Source organism: Eubacterium sp. 3_1_31, from assembly GCF_964249515.1.
Classification (GTDB): Bacteria; Bacillota_I; Bacilli_A; order Erysipelotrichales; family Erysipelotrichaceae; genus Longicatena; species Longicatena caecimuris.
Genome location: NZ_CAXUBY010000003.1, coordinates 57,063 through 74,175, shown reverse-complemented (window position 1 = coordinate 74,175; position 17,113 = coordinate 57,063). Strand labels below are relative to the sequence as shown.

Below are 17,113 nucleotides of genomic sequence, written 5' to 3'. Positions count from 1 at the left end.
ATGGAAAGAAAAACAGCATTTATCAGCGGTGCTTCCCGCGGTATCGGAGAAGCTATCGCTATCACCTTATCAAAGGAATACGATGTCATCATCAATTATGCCAACAGTGAAGCAGGCGCAAAAGCAGTCTTAGCCAAGCTTGATCCAAGCGGCAAACATAAGATGATGCAATGTGATGTTGCCAATGAACAGGATGTTAAGGAAATGATGGATACCATCGTGAAAGAATATGGACATCTGGATGTCGTTGTGAATAATGCCGGCATCACGAAAGATAATTTATTATTAAGAATGCGTGAAGAAGAATTTGATGATGTCATTCGCATTAATCTAAAAGGAACGTATAACTGTATCCGCCATGTGGCAAGGATCATGATGAAACAGCGTCATGGCAAGATCGTCAATATGGCAAGTGTTGTCGGTTTATGCGGCAATATCGGTCAGGTCAATTATGCGGCTAGTAAAGGCGGTGTTATTGCGATGACCAAAGCGGTAGCAAAAGAGCTGGCACCTAGAGGCATCAATGTCAATGCTGTAGCCCCTGGGTTTATCCAGACAGCGATGACCGATACATTAAGTGAAGACGTACAGGCGAATGCCAAAAACAATATACCGATGAAAAAATTCGGCAGTGTGCAGGATGTTGCCAACGTCGTGAAGTTTTTATGCAGTGAAGATAGTGATTATATAACAGGACAAGTCATCGCAGTTGATGGCGGGATGGTGATGTAAATGAAAAGAAGAGTTGTCATAACCGGAATGGGTGTTGTAAGCCCAATTGGAAATAACGTAGAAGAAGTATGGGATGCTTTGCAGGAAGGCCGTTGTGGCATTGGAAAGGTTACCCATTTTGATACAAGTGAGTTTCGTGCGAAACTTGCAGGTGAAGTCAAAGATTTAGATATGGAACAATATTTCACAAAACGTGAATTGAAGTTTAATGATCGTTTTACCCAGTTTGCGCGTATCGCCGCGAAACAGGCATATGCTGACAGCGGTTTGTCTGAAGATACGATCAAGGCCGATGCCTTTGGGGTAATCCTAGGAAGTGGTATTGGTGGTATTGCAACGATTGAAGGTGCAAGCACAACTTTGAAAGATCGCGGACCTAGTCGCGTTTCTCCTTATTTTATCCCAATGGCATTGATTAATCTGGCACCGGGAAGTGTAGCAATTGATCTGGGAGCGAAAGGGAATGTTTCCAGTGTGGTAACAGCTTGTGCAGCGAGTACCAATGCTATCGGAGAAGCCTTCCATCGTATTCGTGATGGCTATGAAGATATCATCGCAGCCGGAGGAAGTGAAGCGAGTATTACACCGGTTGCCATGGCAGGCTTTGCCTCTATGCGTGCCTTACACGAGGGGGAAGATCCAATGCGTGCCAGCATTCCATTTGATGCGCAGCGTAAAGGCTTTGTAATGGGAGAAGGTGCCGGTGTGCTGATTTTAGAAGAATTGGAACACGCCCTTGCCCGTAAAGCAAACATCTATGGTGAAATCGTAGGATATGGAAGTACTTGTGATGCCAATCATATCACGGCTCCATTGGCCGATGGCAGCAGTGCCGCAAAAGCTATGCAGATGGCAGTAAAAGATGCCGCTTTGCAAATGCAAGATGTTGATTATATCAATGCCCATGGTACTAGTACACCGCTGAATGATTCCAGTGAAACACTGGCAGTAAAGAAAGCTTTTGGTAAGGATGCTATGAAGCCATATGTATCCAGCACCAAATCAATGAGCGGTCATTTATTAGGTGCCAGCGGTGCTTTAGAAGCTATTATTTCCACATTGGCAGTACAAAACGACTTTGTGCCGGCAACGATTAATTACCAGCATAAGGATGAAGCTTGTGACTTGAATCTGGTGGTCAATGAAGGCCTGCATACACCTGTGCATGTGGCAATGTCTAATTCCTTAGGATTTGGCGGTCATAATGCCAGCATTATCATTCGAAAGTGGGAGGAATAAATATGTTATACAATAGCAACGATATCCAAAAGATCATTCCCCACCGTTATCCTTTTCTACTGGTGGATCGCATTGAGAGCATTGAGGGAAATAAAGTTGTAGGAAGTAAATGCATCAGCGCAAATGAGATGCAATTTCTAGGACACTTTCCCCAGAAGCACATTATGCCCGGGGTACTGATGCTGGAGGCTTTAGCACAAACCGTGGCGGTGATGTTGTTAAGCAAGGAAGAGAATAAAGGAAAAATTGGTTTATTTGCCGGTATCAACAAAGCACGCTTTAAACGTCAGGTTATTCCCGGGGACAAGCTGACCTTGACTTGTGAAGTCACGAAAGAGCGCATGGGAATCGTCTTTGTGAATGCTGTGGCAACCGTTGATGATGAAGTTGCAGTCAGTGGAGAACTGATGTTTGCCCTCGATGAAGCATGATTATCAGTTACAGCGTTTTGATAAGCTGGACAGTACGAATGATTGGCTGAAACGCAACTATGCATCGCAAATGGATGGCAGTGTCATCCTTGCCAAACAGCAGACAAAAGGAAGAGGACGTTTTGAGCGAACATGGGAAAGCAATGAAGATCTGACCTTTTCTATTCTTTATAAACAAGCTTTTCCTTACCCTATCATTTTTCCTTTAGCACTTGTCAAGGCGTTGGAAAGCTTTGGCATGCAAGCAATGATCAAATGGCCTAACGATATCTTACTAAATGGTAAAAAAGTTTGTGGTATCTTAATTGAAACAGTGTATGAAGGCAGTCAAAAAGCCGCCATGATCGTTGGCATTGGTATCAATGTTACACAAAAAAAAGGCGAGCTGGCAGATAAAGCAGGCTATGTTGCTGTAGATAAAGAAGAACTGCTGCAGGCTGTTTTAACCCAGTGTGAAAGATGCAGACAGCTTCCTTTAGAAACCCTTTTGCAAACCTACCAGAACTATCATGTATTAAAAGGTAGAAAAATATGGTTGGATGATGTATTATGGGAGGTAAAGGAAGTAACAAGTGAGGGCGGTTTACGCATCTGCACTGCACAGACTACACGTATTTTGTGCAGTGAAGAAATCTCCTTGTCAAATATCTATAAGGAGCGTAACTTATGATCTTAGGGATTGGTTGTGACATAGTAGAAATCAAACGTATTGAAGTGGCTTTACAAAAGGATCATGTAAAACGTATTTTAACACCCAAAGAACAGGCATGCTGTGAAGATATGCCTTTCTTACGTAAGGCAGAGTGGGTTGCCGGGCGCTTTGCCGCTAAAGAAGCTATCTATAAAGCAATTCACGCAATACATGCCTGCACACTTTGTGATATTGAAATTTTAAGTGATGACGATGGTGCGCCTTATTGTACGATGGAAGAATATGCTATACAAGTTTCCATCGCCCATGAAAAGGCGTATGCGATTGCCTATGCCATCGTGGAGTCTAAGGAGATTGATGATTGATGTTTATATTAGGTTGTTTACGTATGCTATATCTGGTACCTGCATCTTGGTTAGATGCCTTTCTGGTGCGTAAGAAGCCCTTTGAAGAACGCTATGCCCATATGAAAAAGTGGTCAAAACGGATCATCAAAGCATTCCATTGCCGTGTTTGTATTGATGCACAGGGGGCCATACCTCAAGAAGGACCCTTGCTGTTTGTATCAAATCATCAAAGTGCATTCGACATGCTGTTACAGATGTCAATCATTACAACACCTTTTACATTCATATCAAAAAAAGAAAATGAAAAGCTCCCTTATGTGGCAAATTGGGCAAAGACATTGGAATTAATCTATTTTGATCGTGAAGATCGTGCCAGTGCTATCCACATGTTAAGAGAAAGTGCCAGACAATTAAAAAGCGGTCGTAATCTGCTGATCTTTCCGGAAGGCACGCGTGCAAGAGATGGCAAACTGCTAGAGCTACAAGCCGGTTCTTTACAACCAGCCTTCATGGCAAAAGCCACCATTATTCCTATGGTATTGGTAAACTCTTATGACTTTAAGCATGTCTTATTACATGGGGCAACATTTCAGGTTAAGTTTTTAAAAGCAAGAAGCTATGAAGAATATCGCAAGGAAAAAGCAGAAGGACTTTGTACGATATTGCAAGAAGAAATGCAAGAAGCCTTACAGGAGGCTACATGTTAACAAAGCTTATGCAAAACAGAATGATAAACTAGAATAACAAAGTGATGAAGATGGGATAGACCATCTTTTTTGTTGTGTGGCAGGCATGCCACATATCTAGGGTGAAAATCCCTCGGGGCGTAGTTATCGACGAACCCAAGAGCGACTTGTAAGTTTCGTATCGTGAGGTATGGAAGAGAGGAAGCAATAGCGAAATCATGGCTTAACGGACAGGAAGTCTGAACATTAAGTTTGGATGGCTGATAATAAGGCGACATTAGTGGATGAGATGGCAACAAGCATCAAAGTCCAAAAGATAACCGTAACCTAATGGCGTAAATCAGATAAGTAACGAGGAAAGGAAACTAAAACAGCTAACAATCAGAAAGCACGCAATGGCTTTAAAAGAAAGAATAAGACGACTGAACCAAGTAATACGAGGATGGATAAACTATTATTCTATATATAATATGAAAACACATATGACAAAGATAGATGAACATCTTCGTACAAGACTGCGAGCAATCATATGGAAACAGTGGAAAGTACCCAGCAAGCGACAGTGGGGATTACAAAAGCTTGGGATTAGAAAAGATAGAGCAAGACAGACATCGTATATGGGAGACCATTATCAATGGGTCGTAACCAAAACATGTGTGGTAAGAGCAATATCAAAAGAAAAACTAGCCCAAAAAGGACTAGTCAGTTGTTTAGACTACTATATAGAAAGACACACTTTGAAAGTAAAACGAATCGCCGTATACGGAACCGTACGTACGGTGGTGTGAGAGGGTGATTTATTTCACCCTACTCGATTTAATAACTTATAATCAACGTACTAAGATACTTTGCTTGATTTTGTTTAATTACGACGGTTTTAAAAGTCTTAATAAGTAAAGAAAAGGCTAGCTAATGTTGATGGTATGATTATTTTGATAATACGTCAGGATGTTCGTAAAATAGTACTTTATAATACAATCTGATGAAAGTCTAAAACCCTGCTTTTTTTCAGGTTATTTTCTTTCAATGTATAAAAAAACAGTTGGTTTCAAGTTGAAATTAACTGTGTAATAAAGTATAATTCTTTAAATAAGGATACTTTCTATCTGCAGTTTATCATAGAGGAAAGGGAAACGACGATGAAGAAACTACTGCTTTTGTGCATGCTGCTTTGTGTTGGTGGCTGCTCAACTGAAAAACAAAGGGAAGAAAACCGATACTATTTTTTGTTTGCTACCCCATTAAAAGAACATAAAATTTGGCTAGAAGCGGAAAAAGGTTTCCGTGATGCGTGTAATGTCTATCAGCTGCATTGTGATTGGGAAGGACCAACGACAATTGACACGGAAGAGATGAATCAAGTAATAGAAACAGGCATTATGCAAAAAGCGGATGCAATTATTACACAAGGGGTTGTTAGTGATAAGCTCTTGAAGAAAGCAGATAAGAAGCAAATACCGGTGATGTTGGTAGATAGTGATATGCCAAGCTCTAAACGATTTGGTTATATTGGTAAAGATTTCAAAAAACAAGCTACTTTACTGCTAGCTGATGTAGAAAAGCAGTTTGGGAAACAAGCACCATTAAAAATTGCTATTCAAGTAGCTGAAAAAAATTTTAATATCGCGAAGCAGCAAATAGCACAGGTTGAAACGATTTTTGCACAACATGCAGGGGGTTATCGCATTGTATCTATTAGTGAATCAAAATCAGATAATGTCCGGGCAAAAAAAGAATGGGACAGTGTTATGGAAGAACATCAGGATATCAATGTAGCTATTAATTTTGCAGGAGAATCTGCAAGCAGCTGTTATGAAGCTGCTACAAAATATAACATACGGGAACAAATGTTAATATATGGGGTAGATGAAATGGATGAAACCATACAGCTTATTAAAGAGAAAAAAATCAATGGCAGTATTGTTGTGTCTTTTTATGATTATGGCTACCAAAGTGTTGAAATGCTGTATGAAAAAATAAAAAACAAACAACAGAGTGTATCTTCCATACATTATGCAAAGCTTATTTTAGTAACTGCAAATAATGTGGAAACCTATAAAAAGGAGCTTATATCAAAATGAAGACATGGAGCTTAAAGCGCAGAATCAATATAACCGCAGCTGTCATGTTCCTTTTGGTAAGCACGATGATGATTGCCTCCAACATGATCAACTATCATACGATGAAACAGTATGATAAAGCCCTTTCTGCTTATCGTCAGTTAAATAGTTATTATAATCATATAGATGCGGCAACCAGTGATATTAAAGATTATTTATATACAGAACAGAATAAGGCATTGCAAAAATATAAAGAGGAAATGCAAAGAGCTACTACCTATATTCATGGCTTACAAGATGACTTTGTATCCGATGAAAGCTGGCGCTTTGATTTATTAGAAAACATGACAAGGTTTTATGATGAAGAATGTCAAAACACGATTCATGAATATCAAAATGATAAAGGGAATTATACAGCAGTTTATAATGCTTTACTACATTCTCATGATTTAATCGCTAGAACGTCAGATCGCTTTTATAATGTGATTACCAACGAGATGACCTTACAAAAGACCCAGATGGATGCAAATCAACATGTGACTTTTGTAGGAACGATCATTTTACTGCTCATTGTCTTATGCTGGTTGTTCTATTTTGGCTTTTTTATGAGCGTATCTTTTATTAAACCATTATACGTAATTTTGCAAAATATTAACAAGGTAAAAAAAGGTGAATATGATCTAAGTGATATTTCAAGCACAGGGAAGGAAATGGAATCACTTTGCATCGCCTTAAATGAAATGGCTATTTCAGTGCAAAATGAAATTGCAAGTACAAAAGAAAAAGCAGAGCTTCAACATCGCTTATTAGAAACAGAAAATGAAAATTTACGCAAAGATGAACAGTTAGCCCAAAGTGAATTGCGTATGTTACAAAATCAGATTAATCCACATTTTCTGTTTAACACCTTAAATATGATTTACAAACTAGCATTGAGTGAGAATGCGGATAATGCTGCTGAAATGATAGAGCGGACGAGTCGTTTATTACGTTATGGATTAGATAAACAAAATCGGCTGAGTGATTTACAAAGCGAATTAGTGTCGGTTGCCAATTACATGGAAATTCAACAGAAACGCCTTGGTGAACGTGTGCAATTCAAGCTAGAGGTGCAAGAAGGCATACCGAATATTGCAATCCCAGGTATGATTTTACAGCCACTTGTTGAAAATGCTTTAAAGCATGGATTAAAAGATTGTAAAAACGGTGGCGAGATTTTAGTGAGTGCCTCATATACAGATGAAGATATCTTGCTGTCGGTCTCTGATAATGGTACCGGTATGAATCCAGTAGAATTAGAAGAGTTAATTTTAAACGACTATAAGAAATATGATGGTGAAAATCATTTTGGTCTATATAACGTGGTGAGAAGAGTTGAGATGGTTTGTGGAAATAATGCCTCAATTTCAATAAATAGTGATGAAGACTGCGGTTTTGAATTGATAATTCAAATCCATATAAAAGATGAGGAGGAAGCATATGTTTCAGATATTGATAGCGGAAGATGAAGAAATTGAAAGAAACTCACTGGTTTCTATTTTAAAAGACTCGATTCTGGAAATTGGTGAAATATACAGTGCTAAGGATGGACAAGAAGCGATTGATCTATATCAGCGCTATGAACCGGATATCGTTATTTTAGATATTAATATGCCGGTTTACAGTGGTTTAGAATGTGCAAGAATCATCAAAAATATTTCACAGAAAAATGTAAGTTTCATCATCTTAACCTCTTATGATTATTTTTCATATGCGCAAGAGGCAATACGTTTAGGAGTAGAAGACTTCTTATTAAAACCATCAACACCGCAAATGATCATCCATAGTGTAGCAAAGGTGCTGGACCGCTTAAAAAGTGAAAAAAGCCGCTATTATGAAACGAGTGAGCTATTGAAAAAGGTGGATAATATGCGTTCATCTTTAGAAAATGAATGTGTGCAGCAGATTTTATCTAACCAAAGTGAGCTAGTTATCCAGAAAACTTTGAATTTATTGCATATGTCAGTAAAAAACGGTTTATGTATCGTGATTGATGGTATTCGTCTAGCAAAAAGCAAGCAGGAAACCTTAACCAATCAGATTGGTGATTTAGGTTTGTTTTGTCTGCTGGGATATCGTAATGCACAATTGATTTTATTTTTGCTGTCCTATCAAAATATTACAGAAGAAAATTTAAAGCAGATTGCTGATTTGATGGAAAAATATCAGTTTTTCGATTATCCGATTGGCCTTGGTACATTGAAAGATCATCTTGAAGGCCTATATCATTCCTATTGTCATGCACTTCAACAATTAACACATATGAAAAAGAGCGAGTTTACACTTCGTAATAAGGAAATGGTACAGCGTGAGCTTCAGGCAGATAGTACGCAGTGGATCAAAAAAATGTTGCCGGCAATCGAGCAGCACGATGATGAAAAAATTAAATCCATACTACATGATTATGCTTCTTATCTTCATAGTTTTCCAGCTAGGCAGATCAACGAACAGGTTGCTGAATTTATCGTTGGTGTTTTAGAAGCTGAACAAAAACTACATGATATTTATATCGATAAGAAAGATGTTGAAATACGTAAAATAAATGATACAGATAAATATTATAATTTAGAAATTAATCTTGTCTATGCGATAGCAATGATTCGCAATTGTGTGAAAAACTTGCTTTATCAAAATAACAGCTATTTAGTACGACAGGCTTTAGAATACATAGAAAATAACTATAATAAAGCAATTAGCCTTAATGATGTGGCTACCCAATTAAAGGTAACACCATTTTATATCAGCAAACTATTAAATAAACAGGTGGGGAAAACCTTTACAGATATTGTGAATGAATTTCGGATTGCGAAAGCAAAGCAGTTGCTGAAAGATGGGGCTATGGCAAAAGAAGTGGCAGCACAGATAGGATTTCAAAGCTCCAGTTACTTTGCGAAAACTTTTAAGAAAAATGTCGGTATCACACCGATTGAATATCGAGATATGTTCATTGAATGATGTAAATTACTGCTTATTTATTTATAGAGATAAGAACTTTTAGTTGGCCCTTTTGTGCCAACTATTTTTTTGTATCTTTATATGACTTTTCTTAAAGGAGTAGCAATATTTTATTATCTTTAGCAATATTTTACAATCTATGCAAGATTATAATAAAAACAGTGAAAGGTAAAGAGGAGGAAACTATGAAAAAGGTATTCAAATTGTTTTTGGCTGCCTGCATGACGGCAGGAGTTTTTACAAATCTTCCTGTTAAAATTGCAGCAGCATCTAAGATAGCGATTGATGCAAATTCTGTAACTGCTATGGGACAGGCATCCGCTCATCCAGTTTCTAACATCGTTGATGGATCTAAGAGCACCAGTTGGAAATCAATGTCCGCGAATGGAGAAGGCAGCACGATGGAAGAGCAGTGGAAAAGCAGAATGCGTGATCACTATCGCTATATTGATATTAAGCTTGATGGAACATATGATCTCTCACAAATTAAGATTTTTACCAATGTAGATGATTCTTACAGTAACTATTACGTATATGCTTCTGTAGATGGAACGAACTTTGATAAGATTATTTCTAAGACAGACAGCAATGTGGCAACGGCACAGGGAGATACGCATAATGTAAACAAGCGTGCATCCTATTTACGTTTAAATATGGCATATAACTCAAAAGGCTACCAAACAAATCTGGCAGAGATTGAGGTATATGGAACAAAGGTAAATGACACCGTGCAAAAGCCAGCGGCTATCAAAACAAGTAATTGGGAAGGCAGCAGTTGGCAAAAAGAATGGGATAAATTTGAAAGTGATGAAACTTATGCAAATCAAAAGGTGTTAAATGAAGCAAGTGCTTTAGTAGGCCGTGTAATAGGTTCTAAATGGCAATCTTCTTTCAAATTTGAATTACGTTCTAAGATGAATGGCAGAGATGTCTTTGAAATTGAAGATGGTGGTAACAATACCATTATTGTACGTGGAAATAACGGTATTTCATTAGCTAGTGGCTTCAATTATTATCTAAAGAACTATGCTATGGTGGATTATAATCCATTATTTGACAGCAATACGGAAATGAAGAAGGGGATTGTTCCTGTCGGAAAGAAAATCGTAAAGGATACACAGTATGAATATCGTTACGCTTTGAACTTCTGTACATATTCCTATACCATGTCTTTCTGGAATTGGGATCAGTATGAAGAATTTATTGACTGGGCTGCTATGAACGGTGTAAATTTGATGCTGGACATCGTGGGGCAGGAAGAAGTACTTCGTCAAACTTTGAATAAATGGGGCTATAGTGATGAAGAAGTAAAAGAATATATATGTGGTCCTGCATATTTTGCTTGGTTCTACATGCAAAACTTATATAGCTATGGTGGACCATTACCTGATAATTGGTTTGAGCAACGTACAGAATTAGCTAGAAAAATGCATGATCGTATGCAAACTTATGGCATTTCTCCTGTTGTTCAGGGATTCTCTGGACAGGTTCCAGATAATTTCGATAAAAAACAACCAACTGCTTTAATTACGGAAATGAAAGATTGGGTAGGCTATACACGTCCTTCTATCATTCAGCCATATATTACAGAAAATGATGCAGCTAAGGGTAAAGAAAATTTATATCCACAAGTAGCGAAAGATTTCTATGATGCACAGAAAAATGTATTTGGAAATGTAACAAATTATTATGCAACCGATCCTTTCCATGAAGGCGGAAATCCATCCGGCTTGGATTTTGCAGAAACCTTTAAACAAGTGCAAACTGAGATGTTAAAAGCAAACGAAAAAGCTGTATGGGTCATGCAGCAATGGCAAGGCAATCTAGATGCGACAAAACTAAGCGGTCTTCTGAAGCCTTCTCAGGCATTGGCACTGGATTTGCAGACCGACTTAAACCCACAGAATGGGGTAATGGAAAACAGTGAAACACCTTGGTTATGGTGTATGCTGCATAACTTCGGCGGTCGTATGGGAATGGATGGAAATCTTCCAAATGTTGCTAAAAATCCTGCTATCGCTATGAATGAATCAAAATACATGAAAGGTATCGGCATCACGCCGGAAGCTTTAGAAAATAGTCCGGTTGCTTATGAGTTATTATTTGATATGACTTGGACAAAAGATCCAATTGATGAAGATGCATGGATTGCTAAATATGCACAACGTCGTGCAGGTGGAACAAGTGAAAAGCTGCAAGAAGCTTGGAAGATTCTAAATGAAACTGCTTATGGAGCAAAACAAGAGTCTTATCAAGGGGCTGCAGAAACGATTATCAATGCAACTCCAAGAGATAGCTTCCGTTCTGCATCTACATGGGGACATAGCAATATTACTTATGATAAGAAAGAATTTGAAAAAGCTCTGCAATTGCTGATTGATAACTATGATGACTTTAAAGCCTCTCCAGCTTATCGCTATGATTTAGCAGATGTAGCGGATCAGGTATTATGTAATGTAGCAATTGAATATCACTCTTTAATGGTAAAGGCAAAAAATGAATCCAATGCAGATGATTTCCGTAAATACTCAAAGAAATTCCTAGAAATAATTGATCTTTCTGATGAAATATTAGGTTCTAGCGAAGAATTTATGGTAGGAAACTGGATCAATGATGCTCGAAATATGATGAGTGATGGGGATGATTGGACAAAGGATCTGTTTGAATTTAATGCACGTGCAATGGTCACAACATGGTCTGGCGAACGCAGCTCCTTAAATAATCTGAATGATTACTCCAACCGTAAATGGAATGGTTTAACAAAAGATTTCTATGGTAAACGTTGGAAAATCTGGATCGAAAATCGTCAAGCGGAATTAGATGGTAAAGATAAGGATCCTGAAAATAAGGCAATTGAGGATGCAGGTTGGTTCTTATATGGCTGGCATTGGGCGAATTTGAAATCTGATGATGGCTATAGTTATGCGGATAAGGCAGATTATAGTAAACTGAAAACAAATGCTCAAAAGGTAGCTGATAACTATACAGTAGCAAAACTAGAAGAAGAGGGTACAACAACAGAGGATAAGGTAAATATCGCACTTGGTAAGGTATTTACATCAAATTCGACAGCTGTGTCCGGTGAATTAAAAGATATTACAGATGGCAACTATGGTAGTGAATGGGTAGCAAAAGGTGATGGTCCACATGTACTGACATTAGATTTACAAGGTACTTACGATATCACGGATATGGATCTTGGTATGAAGCAGGCCGCTGGTAACTATCCTAACGATTATAAGATTGAATTCTTAAATGCAGAAACAAATGAGTGGGAAACCATAGCAGAAGCTACAAATGAAAATCTTGGTTCCAATACAAATTTCAAAGTTGAAAAAGTAGCTACGCAAATGCGTTTCACCATTACCACAAAAGATTCTTTAAAACCAGTAACACTTGCAGAAATTAGCATTTACGGTACACAGAAGGATTTACAGACATATTACAATATTGCGAAAGGTAAACCGGCAACATCAACAATTGCCACTGCAGAAGATGCTTCCTTGGAATATGTAACTGATGAGAATACGGAAAATCTGTGGAAAACGGGATGGTCTGGTTCAGAAAGTGACATGTATCCTTGTACATTAAGTGTTGATTTAGAAGGCATTGGCTCTGCTGAATTCATTGAGCTTTATTTAGAAAAAGCAGGATTGCCTTATAAATTTACGGTAAGTGTCATTCTAGAAGATGATAGTGAAGAAGTTGTATTAGATATGAGTGACAATGCGGAAGCATTAACCACGCGTTATTTTAAGATTCCGGTAAATAAGAAAATCAAAAAAGTCAATGTAAATTATCTTGGCCGTAATGGCAAAGGTGAATTCTCCGCAGCTTCTCCGGCATTATCAGAACTTAAGGTTCTTTCAACAAAGGATGAAGTAACCGGTGGAAAAGTTAATTTAGCTTTAAATAAGACAGCTTATGCAGATACAACACAATATGGTCGTAATGTACAAAATATGATTGATGGAAACCTTGATACTTTATGGGTATTTGATGGGGATGTATATGGACCAATCTGGGATGGAACAGGAACTTTAGATAAAGATCCTATCAAAGCAGGTGTTGATTTAGGTAAATCTTATATGGTAGATGATATTAATCTAGCATTTGAAAAAGGCGAAGAAAAATGGTATTTCTTCAATGTCTATGTGTATCCAGAAGGCAGTGATACAAGAGAAAAAGTACTGTCTGTAACAACAGATGACGTAAACGATAGTACTCCAGACAAACATCCATATAACATCAAAGTGAATAAGCGTATTCATAAAGTTGAAGTTGAATTTATGGGTAAAGTTGCCAATAAGAACGGATGGTTCGATATTGCTGAATTAGAAGTCATGGGCTATGAGGAAGAAAGCAGTAATGAAGTTATCTTTGGTGATGGAAAAATTGAAAATGTAACAAATTCTTATGCAAATACGGTAGATGGTGATAAAGATACCTTCAACAAAGTAACAAAAGATGAAGATATTGTTTATAATCTTGGTAATCTGTATTATGTAGATAAAGCACAATTTACTTTTGAAAAGGCTGGCCTTGGTCTGAAATATGTTGTATATACGGAAGATAATGACGGCAACCGTACGTTGGTATTAGATAAGTCTTCTACTACCGAATTACTTGAAAATCGTACAATTGAGGTTCCAATACACAGAAGTGCAACAAAAATTATCTTTAAGCATCTTGGTAACAATGGTAAGGGTGATGCATACTTAGCAGAAGAACGTCTGTATGAGGCAGAGTTCTTTATGGGAACTCCAGAAAATGTAGCGCTAAAAGCAAAAGTAACTCCTGATGCTGCAAAGGTTATTGCGGATGCTAAAACAGATACACTTTATACTGCGGCAAAAGATGAGGTCATTACAATTGCTTTAGATAAGCCGGCAGATGTAAACATCTTCCAGTTATTAACAGCAAGTAGTACAAAAGCATTAAATGCACCAAAAGTATTAATAGAGGCACATAACCCTACGACAGATAAATGGACAACTGTTTATGATGGAAGTGACAATGATGATGCAAATCCGGCATTGATGATTTCGCTGAAAGAAACAGCATTTATGGATAAAGTGCGCTTAACCGTACTAAGTGATAGTTTAGACATCCAAGAATTTAGAGCATATAAAGTGGATACAAGTGTTCCTTTGATGGCATATATTGCAGAAGTTAAGGATGTATTAGACTCTAAGTCTTATGATAATACGAATGGTAGCTATAAAGAAGAAGCAAAACAGGCTGTGTTAGATGTTATTGCGAAAGCAGAAGCCGCAAAAGAGGAAGGTTTAAATTCCGCTGGTGTAGATGAGTGGATCAATAAAATCAAAGCTGCTATGAATAAATTCTATAAAGATGGTGTCGTATATATCGTACGTGATGCATTGTTAACAGAAATTTCTAATGCTGAGATCGTGTTGAAAAAAGTTGAAGATACCTCAGTTACAGCAGATCTAAAAGCATTATATGATAAAGCGATGGCAGTATATGAAAAATACAAGTCCACACAAATGGAAATTGATGAAGCTGCAGCAGCGCTTAAGAAAGAAACTGAAAAAGTAATTGCTTCTTTAGAAGCCGATGAACAGTACAATATTTACTTAGCATTAGCAAAAGATGCTTATAAGAATGCTGAAGTTGGCGAAGCTCATGGACAAATTCCTGAAAAAGCAAAGACTGCTTTAAAAACGGCGATTGATAAAGCAGAAGCAGATTATGCAAATGCCAATAAAAATGTAGATGTAATCAAAGGAATTGCAGCTGATTTAAAGAAAGCTGTGGAAGTCTTTGAGGCAAGTCGTGTACAAGTAGATAAAGCAGCATTATTGAATATCATACAGCAGTGTGCAGATCTTGTTAAAGATGAATATGATAGCACAACATGGAAAGCATTACAAACAAAATTAAAAGATGCAAAATCTGTATATGATACAGAGAAAGTTACACAAAAACAAGTAAATGAAAAAGTAGACGCATTGAAAAATGCAATAAAAGGCTTGAAAAAATTGGATCGCTCTGGATTACGTGCTACACTGGATAAAGTGAGTGCTCTAGAAGCAAGTAAGTATACCGAGGATAGCTGGAAAGCTTTAGCATCTGAAAATAAAAAAGCTATTGCAACATTCAATAAAGAAGAAGTAACGCAAGCAGAATTAGATGAAGCAAATAGTCGTTTATTGGCTGCTATTGATCAGTTAGAAGTTAAAAAGGATGATGTAAATGATAATCCTACAAAACAGACGCTAACCTCAAATAATGTAAGTGTTACAGGACTCTTTAAACCAAATACCAAGCTACATGCTGATTTATTTACAGCAAGTCAGTTAAAAGCATTGCTGAATAACATAAAAGATACTACATTTAAAAAGCAATACAGTGTTGTTCAAGCATATGATCTATATTTAAAAATTGATGATAAACATCTTTCTTTAGGTAAAGGTAATGCAGCTTCTATTAGTGTACCAAAAGGAAATGAAAAAGATGAATTAAGTATTGTCGCAATAGATAAAAATGGCAATGTCACAGTATTGTCAACGGAAAAGAAGAATGGTAAATTGAGCTTTAATACAACAGAAGCATCTTATTATGCGATTGTAAAAAAGATTGAAGCAGAAAATGATAAGCCAAATGGTGACGTAACAGATGACAAGCCAAATCACGGTGATGATACTGATAAACCAAACGATGACAATAACAAACCAAATAGCGGTGAAAATACGGATAAGCCAAATGGTGATGTAACAGATGACAAGCCAAATCATGGTGATGATACTGATAAACCAAACGATGATAATAACAAACCAAATGGCGGTGAAAATACGGATAAGCCAAATGCCGGTGGAACTGACAACAAGCCAAACAATGGTGGAGAAACAACAGATGGTCCGTCAAGTAATCCATCTGTAAATGATGGAAATCATACGACAGATAATAAACCTACCAGCAACATTGCCAATGATGACGATGTTAAGACTGGAGATTCAACAAACACGACTGCTCTATTATTACTACTGATTATTTCAGGTGGAGCTATTCTGTTAATTGTTAATCGAAAGAAAAGAAATAAGCAAGCATAAGATATAAAAATCTGTATTGCATATCTCAACATGAGTTTCATTAAAAAATCCCTCGGAAATAAACGTCTGTTTATGGATGGGGGATTTTCACAATATAGGCCTATTAGAATTGGTAATCTGAAATAGTATGGGGTATAAAAACACGGGGTATAAAAAACCGTGGTGGAAAAAGTTCCCCATAAATTGTAATGAATGAAGAAGTGCTAAAAATCTAGAAGTAAGAAGAGCACTTCTTTTTACATTACATTTTGAAATAAATATCATCATTAAGAGAATACATCACTTTAGCTCTGAATCGATTCCAATTGTTGATTTAACTTGATTTTATGAGCTAAATTTATTATTATCATATTGTTCTTATGAACGGATAGAAAGCAAACTTTGGTCGGGGAGATTTCTATCTTTTTTTATCCTTTTACGAAGATATGTTATAAATGATAAAAACATAAAACCCCATAAAATGTATAGAAAAAAACTGAAGCACCACATGTTTTTGCGATGGATTTCAGTTCCCCATGTTTTTTTAGATATTCCATAAGAGAATGACGTTTTTTTTTCGGTAATTTACTATGCATGGTTATAAAAAAATAATAGTTATCCTTTTGTAAAGAAGGTAAGCTTAAGATGCATCACTAGAAAAAGGGAAATAATCTTTCATCACCAACTAAATTCTGAAAGGGTTTCTTTTCTTTTTTTATGCTAAGTGATATATTTGTTATTTATTATTCAATTTTTCCGTTATTTATAGTAACTCTTTCAAAAAGCTAAACATCATTAAGAAAAAGGCTGTTGCATTTGGTATGGTTGCATCGTCATTCGCCTTGTAATTTCTGGAAAAACATTTTATAATCCATATGTGAAAACCTTTACAATACGACGAAACGTTCCCTTTTTTA

11 protein-coding genes are annotated in these 17,113 nt (G+C 36.9%); all 11 read left to right on the top strand.

The window, feature by feature from the left end; translation table 11 throughout:
* The 11 genes from fabG to ACESSZ_RS01965 all read left to right on the top strand — a co-directional run bounded on the left by fabG (position 1) and on the right by ACESSZ_RS01965 (position 16,217).
* A complete protein-coding gene (gene fabG, locus ACESSZ_RS02015) occupies positions 1-732 on the top strand; it encodes a 3-oxoacyl-[acyl-carrier-protein] reductase (protein ID WP_008687363.1) in 732 nt (243 codons plus the stop codon).
* Entirely contained in the window at positions 733-1,971 is a 1,239-nt protein-coding gene (gene fabF, locus ACESSZ_RS02010) for a beta-ketoacyl-ACP synthase II (RefSeq protein ID WP_008687365.1), read from the top strand. It abuts the gene before it with no gap.
* Positions 1,972-1,973: 2 nt separating this feature from the next.
* On the top strand, positions 1,974-2,402 hold the full coding sequence (gene fabZ, locus ACESSZ_RS02005; RefSeq protein WP_008687366.1) for a 3-hydroxyacyl-ACP dehydratase FabZ: 429 nt from the start codon (positions 1,974-1,976) through the stop codon (positions 2,400-2,402).
* On the top strand, positions 2,392-3,072 hold the full coding sequence (locus ACESSZ_RS02000; protein ID WP_017144700.1) for a biotin--[acetyl-CoA-carboxylase] ligase: 681 nt from the start codon (positions 2,392-2,394) through the stop codon (positions 3,070-3,072). Before fabZ ends, ACESSZ_RS02000 begins: the two co-directional genes overlap by 11 nt.
* Positions 3,069-3,419, top strand: coding sequence for a holo-ACP synthase (acpS, locus tag ACESSZ_RS01995; protein ID WP_008687370.1), 351 nt, complete (start codon positions 3,069-3,071; stop codon positions 3,417-3,419). Before ACESSZ_RS02000 ends, acpS begins: the two co-directional genes overlap by 4 nt.
* Positions 3,419-4,108 (top strand): lysophospholipid acyltransferase family protein, encoded by a 690-nt coding sequence (locus ACESSZ_RS01990; RefSeq protein WP_008687372.1) that lies wholly within the window; start codon positions 3,419-3,421, stop codon positions 4,106-4,108. Before acpS ends, ACESSZ_RS01990 begins: the two co-directional genes overlap by 1 nt.
* A 323-nt stretch (positions 4,109-4,431) precedes the next feature.
* Positions 4,432-4,875 carry a group II intron maturase-specific domain-containing protein gene (locus ACESSZ_RS01985; RefSeq protein ID WP_226906235.1) on the top strand — a complete coding sequence of 148 codons (444 nt, stop codon included), beginning with the start codon at positions 4,432-4,434 and terminating at the stop codon, positions 4,873-4,875.
* Positions 4,876-5,226: 351 nt separating this feature from the next.
* A complete protein-coding gene (locus ACESSZ_RS01980; RefSeq protein WP_008687375.1) occupies positions 5,227-6,168 on the top strand; it encodes a substrate-binding domain-containing protein in 942 nt (313 codons plus the stop codon).
* Positions 6,165-7,655, top strand: a complete 1,491-nt coding sequence (locus ACESSZ_RS01975; RefSeq protein WP_008687376.1) for a sensor histidine kinase — start codon at positions 6,165-6,167, stop codon at positions 7,653-7,655. Before ACESSZ_RS01980 ends, ACESSZ_RS01975 begins: the two co-directional genes overlap by 4 nt.
* Complete coding sequence (locus tag ACESSZ_RS01970) at positions 7,627-9,141, top strand: response regulator (protein ID WP_008687377.1); 1,515 nt, start codon at positions 7,627-7,629, stop codon at positions 9,139-9,141. Before ACESSZ_RS01975 ends, ACESSZ_RS01970 begins: the two co-directional genes overlap by 29 nt.
* Before the next feature lie 185 nt (positions 9,142-9,326).
* Positions 9,327-16,217 (top strand): alpha-N-acetylglucosaminidase TIM-barrel domain-containing protein, encoded by a 6,891-nt coding sequence (locus tag ACESSZ_RS01965; protein WP_499842680.1) that lies wholly within the window; start codon positions 9,327-9,329, stop codon positions 16,215-16,217.
* The last annotated feature ends 896 nt before the right edge of the window (positions 16,218-17,113 follow it).